This window comes from Acinetobacter entericus (genome assembly GCF_026168575.1).
Taxonomy (GTDB): Bacteria; Pseudomonadota; Gammaproteobacteria; order Pseudomonadales; family Moraxellaceae; genus Acinetobacter; species Acinetobacter bouvetii.
This window is the reverse complement of record NZ_JAPEQW010000014.1, coordinates 92,028-98,267: the sequence shown is the minus strand read 5'-3', so window position 1 is coordinate 98,267 and position 6,240 is coordinate 92,028. Positions and strand designations below refer to the sequence as shown.

Genomic DNA, 6,240 nt, shown 5'->3' with positions numbered 1-6,240 from the left:
TAAATCTTAAGCCTGCAGACGTTTGTTGTGTCATATTCCTTTCCATGAATATCCGAGGTGAATGAAATAAAAAGTTAAGCAGGAACAGCAGCCAATAAAATTGAACCGTACGCTTCACGCAAATCTTTTTTCAGAATTTTTCCTGTACCGCCGACAGGCATTGCATCAACAAAAACCACTTTGTCTGGAATTTGCCATTTCGCAATTTTATTTGCATAGAAGTCTAAGATTTCTGCTTCGGATAAGCTGCTTGCAGCAGATTTTTTTGCAATTAAAATCGGCCTTTCATCCCATTTGGGATGTGCTGCAGCTATAACAGCAACCATATCCAGTTCAGGATGGGCGATGGCAATATTTTCCAGCTCAACCGATGAAATCCACTCACCGCCTGATTTGATCAGGTCTTTAGATCGGTCGCTGATTTGCATATAGCCGTCCTGATCTAAGGTTGCAATATCACCCGTATCAAACCAGCCATCTTGCGTTAAAGCATGATTAAACTGATCAAAATAGGATTCAACAATCCAGTGACCTTTAATTTGCAAATGGCCCGGCAACTGTCCGTCACGCGCAGATTCAGCTGTGCCTTTTTCTTCTTGGCAGACACGCAGGCTGACACCATAAGGCGGACGGCCCTGTGCAAATCGGAGTTTAAATTTTTCTGACTCAGCCAGCGCGGCATGCTTTGCTTTCAGCTGATTGACTGCGCCTAAAGGGCTGGTTTCGGTCATGCCCCACGCATGGATGGTTTCGCATTGAAAATCGTCTTTAAATGCTTTCAGCATATTCGGCGGACAAGCTGCGCCGCCCACCACGTTGCGGACTAAACTTTCAAGTTTACTGCCGGACTGATAGGCCGCCTTTAATAAGCCTTGCCAAATCGTCGGCACCCCCAATGCATTGGTGACTTTATATTGATCAATCAGTTGCACTAAACTTTCGCCATCCAGCATTGGCCCTGGCAACACCATGCTGCAGCCGACCATTGCAGCGGAATATGGCGTTCCCCACGCATTGACATGAAACATGGGAACGACAGGCAATATGCGGTCTTGGGCTGAAAAATGGAATGAGTCCGGCAGACTGGCTGCATAGCTATGCAGTACTGTCGAGCGATGGCTGTATAAAACGCCTTTTGGATTCCCCGTTGTGCCCGAGGTGTAGCAGAGTGAGCTGGCCTTAGTCTCATCCAATTCAGGCCATTCAAAATGCTCACTGTGCTGTGTAATTAAGTCGTCATAGAACAGCACTTCAGGAAAGGCCTGTAAAATGTCTTCATCATAGGCATCAAGGCAAATGAAATGCTCAACATACGGAATCGCATCTTTAATAGAAAGCACTAAATTCAAGAATGTTTTATCGAAAATCAGAACTTTGTCATTGGCATCATTCACAATATATTTATGCTGTTCAGGAAAAAGCCTTGGATTAATGGTATGACAGACTAAGCCGCTGCCTGAGATGCCATACCAGCTTTCTAAATGACGATGGTTATTCCACGCAATCGTAGCAACCCGGTCACTCACGGTTAAACCCAAAGACTGCAAAACATTGGCAAAACGCTTAGAATTTTTGGCAATTTGTCCCCAAGCCGTTTCGGTCATGGAGCCATCTGTATTTTTAGAGATAATTGCTGTATCTGCATGATACAGCGCAGCATGCTCAATAAGGCTGCTGATCAGCAGCGGCTGAAACATCATATTTCCGATCATCTGAAACATCCCTATTCACATTGTTTAGACTAATTTATTCATATCCATCGACTGCTCTTCAGCTGTCATTTATTCTTAAATTACCCACTTTTATTTTTCTATTTTTGTCATTTAGAAGATATTTTTTGTCATTTCGTCACATCGGGATGAAAAACTTTCACTAATTATCAATCTATTGTTTTTATTGATTTAATTAAAAAAATAACTCATTCATATTTTATATTCCCCATAAAATGCGATTTTAAAACACAAAAATATAGAGTGATTTGACCGCAGATGTATTGAAATAAAAGCGTGGCGTAAAAGCGGAAATAAAATACCAGTCAATTTATGCCGCGATATAGGCACGGCGCCAGCGTCCCGGAGTTATGCCGTACCAGCGTTTAAATGCGCGGGTGAAATTGGCTTGGTCGTCATAGCCGACTTGATTTGCCACATCAATAATCATCAGATTTTTATTTTTAAGCAGCTCCGCTGCAATTTTCTTGCGCGTGGCTTCAAGCAAAGCGTCGAAACTGGTCTGATGTTTATTCAAATAACGGTACAAAGTAAAACGGTGAATTGAAAAATATTCAGCCACACGTTCGACATTACAGCTTCGGTGCGGCAATAATTCCTCAATGATTTTACAAATCTGACCAATCAGATCAATACGATCATGGCTTTGCAGTTCAGACAAATGCTGACGCAAAAATTGATCCAACTGACGGTCATGCCCTGCTCTTTTTTGATCGAGCTGTTCCTGCGGAAATAAAATTTCGTGCTGTGACTGGCTAAACCACACAGGACAGCCAAATGCTTTTTCGTACAGATGCGCGCACTTCGGCTTTGGGTAAGAGATGCGCACCAAGGCTGGACGCCAAGATTTACCCAAAATCAGCTCGATAATAGACACCATCGCAACCAAATACGCAGTTTGATATTGTTCTTTTCCGGGAATGCCGCCATCGATATGCATGCAAATACGTGCATAACCATCATCTTCTTTCAAATCTAGCTTTTGCCCTCTGTACCACATGCTGCCGTATTGAAAGAGGCTCTGCATCGCATCCCGCATGGTTGCGGCATTCAGCACCAGAAAACGTAATGGTCCAATATTTGAAAATTGGGCCTTTTTTCCAATGACTAAACCCAAATGATCACAGCCCGTTAATGCTTCAACGGCTTGAAAAATACTGCCCTGTGTTTGTAGAGAAATCGGCAATAAATTGTTCTTTAAATCTTCGCGCTGAATCCCAAAATGTTCAAATACAGTACGCGCATCGAAACTGTGTTCTTCTAAATAGTTGGCAATCAGGTTCAAAATACCAATAGGATTGGATTGTGGCTGTCTAATTAAATCGATGCTGTGCATAGTTCCCTCTATATGTGTCGATATATTCAGCACATGACGGCTTGATATCCCTCTTCATTTTGAATATTTAATCATTCAAATATGCTTTCAAAATTTGCATTGCTGTCCAATGCAAATGCAACGAATCATGGTCTGTTTAGACCATGATTTAGATGAGCCGAATCTTTACTTGGAAACAAATATTCTAGGCCTTTTTAAAAATTCACTTTGAATGCAAGCGAGGCAGAATCTCGGTCATCGATGGTGCTGAAGTCATTTGAACCAAAGAAACTGGTATAGGCCATTTCTGCAGTATATCGTTGGCGGTATGTCACAGAGACTGCTGCGGCAACACTCATTTGACCTTCCTGAAAGTTTTGGCTAAAGCCATCGACATCATGACGGAACAGCACACTCGGGGTAATCACGGTTGCAGTCAGCAAATCTTTATAGACTAAAGCACCGCGCAAACGGTATCCGTATGACCATTCTGTAAAAAACCCTTCGGTATTACAGAAGCGTTCATTTAAGCGGTCAATTTCATCATTGGACAGATGCGCCGTTCCATAAGGGGTACATTGGTTGGCTTTGGTTTCTGGATCATACGCACCCGATGACAACTCACTACGTCCAAAAGCACCGACACGGCCAAAACGGTGATTGCCAATTTCACCGATATGATTCACCGCCAATTCGGCAGCCCAAGTAAAGGTATTGGCTCCGAGGATATTCGTTAGACTATTACCTGCACCGAGTGAAAGCTGGGTCACGGGCGCACGGGCATAACCTTGTAAATATTGCCCAAACTCTGCCGATGTTCCTGCATCGGTCAGCGGCGTATTTTTGTCTAAGACCTGTGCATAGACAATATCTGTCCCATTAAACTGCAAAGGCTGGTTGGGTTTATGCGTTAATTCACTAAACACAGAGGTTGTACCAACTTTGCCTGCCAAGCTAAGTCCATACATTTTGATGTCTTCAGGATAAATCGAGAAAAACTGCGCGGTACTAAAGTTTGCTGGCCCTGCCGCAGTGACGGCCGTCCCGTCAAAATTCGCGGTTCGATTATGATAATTTGCAAAATACAGCCCGAATTCAGCATTGTTTAACTTGGACAATGTTTGCTTTAAGGAAAAACCATACTGTCCGCTGTTTTTGGCATAACGGCTTTCACTACGCGGGATATAAGATTTGCTTTCTAAAGCCGTATCGGTAAGTTTATCGCCCGGCATCACAGTAATGACGATCGGCCCGCAGTTTTCTGGCACAAAGTCTGAAATAGCAAAGAATGTCCCGCAGCCATCGACCACAGACGGTCTAAACTTAAACTGATAGAAACCTTCAAATTTTAAATGTTCATTGACCCCAGCTTCAAAGGAAAACATTTCGGTTGGAATCACACGTTCTCGTGCATCACCGCCGGGACGGTTCATCGCAGCATAATCAAAAGCGCTGACACTATTGAGGCCATTTTGGAAGAACTGTGACTTGCCCCACTGCAAGGTATGCTTGCCCAGTTTAATATTGGCACTTTGCCCATTATCTAAAGCAAAATTTTTCCAAACATAGGCATCCCAAAGGTCAATGCCTTTAAATTTCGCCAGTCGAGGCCACGCCGAATCATCAAAAGCTTTTAAATCGCCTTCACCTGTTTCATAAGCATGGTCATACCAATACTTCGCACTGACCACTGCGCCCTGCTGTTTTCCTTTTAAATTCAGCTCGGTAAAGCCTTTCACCACTTGTGAAATCACATCGCCTTCATTAAAGTTCACGTGACCGTCATCACCATTGATGTCAATGCTATGGCCCTCTTTCCCAATATGGTTTGCATCGGGTTTATAGACCAGTGAACTAGACGCCTCTTGAGTACTCCAGTTTGTCCCTAAGCTAAGTGCGGTTTTGGTTTCAAGCTTCCATTCTTCATTGAGATCAAAACTCGCTGCTGAAACCTCCGAGATTGCCAAAGCAAGGCTTAAACAAAGAACCGTTTTTTTTATCAATAAAATATGATGCTTTTGTCTGTTTAAAGACACAAATTGACTGACCATACCATCTCCATATCGATATGATTTATTTTTAAGTAATGTGTTTTATTTCAATACAAATACTGAAGATTACTGGCTATTACACCGTTATCTTTCACAAAGAATGTTTCTTTAAACTCAACATCGTCACTCCAAATCTCTATTTATTCTGTAAAGCCATCCTTTGGCTCGGGATTTAAATTAGCTGTTTTAAAATGTTCAAATTGGTTTTTAGGTCATTTGCATAGATTGATTTTTCGAGATTGAAATTCAAAGATGAAATCTGTGTCTCAACTAAGAAACTTGCTCTATTTCCAATGCATCCAACTGCAAGATCAATTGCTCCGCCTGTGGCCAATTGCCAAAACCCGCAGCTGGGTTCAAATGCCCTACAGCACCTGCATTGACCAACTGACTGCCCCATATCTCTGCCATTGCTTCAACGGCTTGATATTGCGCTAAATGATCATTGGTACTCGCCACCACAATGCTTGGAAATGGCAGTTTTTGGGTCGGTAATGGACTCCAGCCTTCGTTTTTAAGAATATCAGGACTTGGATAATTTTCAGGCCAACTCTGCGCCAAGTCAGGTGGTGTAACGAGCAAGGCCCCTTGAATATCATGCTGATGCAATGCAGCCCAATGCACAGCCATCAACACACCTGCGCTATGCGCCACCAAAATCACTGGCCCTTCAATTTTCTTCAGCTCGGCTTCAATGCGTGCAACGCGGTTTGCGCAATTCAATTTGTCCGTTTCTGCTGGCGGGACAGCACGAACTTTTACGAGTTTCGACTCAAGCAATGTTTGCCAATGTGCAGCAACATGGTCGCGCAAACCCGGAATAATGAGGACTGTTGCCTGTGTAAATATTTTTTCCATGGATACACCTATTTAAGCCTGATGCTTTTTAATCAATGCGGCGCATTGTTGTATCCAACATAGAGGGATGGTCGCCATTTCGATATACATAGGGCGACATTCGCTTATCATTTGATGACAAATCATCAAATCTATAACATTTTAGAATGCACCCCATAAATAATTTAAGTATTTGATTTCAATCAATTTTGTAAATTAAATGGTTTAATTTATGCAACACATTTCATGTTTTTATTCAAATTTTGCCGATTGCTTAAAAAAATAACTAACTCAATAATNTATTTGA

The 6,240-nt window shown here is 42.4% G+C and carries 4 protein-coding genes; all 4 read right to left on the bottom strand.

All coding sequences use genetic code 11. The features are described 5' to 3' along the window. Positions 1-74: 74 nt before the first annotated feature. Entirely contained in the window at positions 75-1,712 is a 1,638-nt protein-coding gene (locus OKC24_RS12110) for a long-chain-fatty-acid--CoA ligase (protein WP_130144862.1), read from the bottom strand. 328 nt (positions 1,713-2,040) lie between these two features. After that, positions 2,041-3,066 carry an AraC family transcriptional regulator gene (locus tag OKC24_RS12105; protein WP_131276906.1) on the bottom strand — a complete coding sequence of 342 codons (1,026 nt, stop codon included), beginning with the start codon at positions 3,064-3,066 and terminating at the stop codon, positions 2,041-2,043. Positions 3,067-3,260: 194 nt separating this feature from the next. Next, positions 3,261-5,096, bottom strand: coding sequence for a DUF1302 domain-containing protein (locus tag OKC24_RS12100; RefSeq protein ID WP_265465336.1), 1,836 nt, complete (start codon positions 5,094-5,096; stop codon positions 3,261-3,263). Positions 5,097-5,366: 270 nt separating this feature from the next. Further along, on the bottom strand, positions 5,367-5,954 hold the full coding sequence (locus OKC24_RS12095; RefSeq protein WP_130144868.1) for an RBBP9/YdeN family alpha/beta hydrolase: 588 nt from the start codon (positions 5,952-5,954) through the stop codon (positions 5,367-5,369). Positions 5,955-6,240 lie beyond the last annotated feature (286 nt).

Coding starts and splice junctions, on each gene's coding strand:
- OKC24_RS12100 (WP_265465336.1), bottom strand. CDS start 5,096: ATGGTCAGTCAATTTGTGTCTTTAAACAGACAAAAGCATCATATTTTA.
- OKC24_RS12095 (WP_130144868.1), bottom strand. CDS start 5,954: ATGGAAAAAATATTTACACAGGCAACAGTCCTCATTATTCCGGGTTTG.
- OKC24_RS12110 (WP_130144862.1), bottom strand. CDS start 1,712: ATGATCGGAAATATGATGTTTCAGCCGCTGCTGATCAGCAGCCTTATT.
- OKC24_RS12105 (WP_131276906.1), bottom strand. CDS start 3,066: ATGCACAGCATCGATTTAATTAGACAGCCACAATCCAATCCTATTGGT.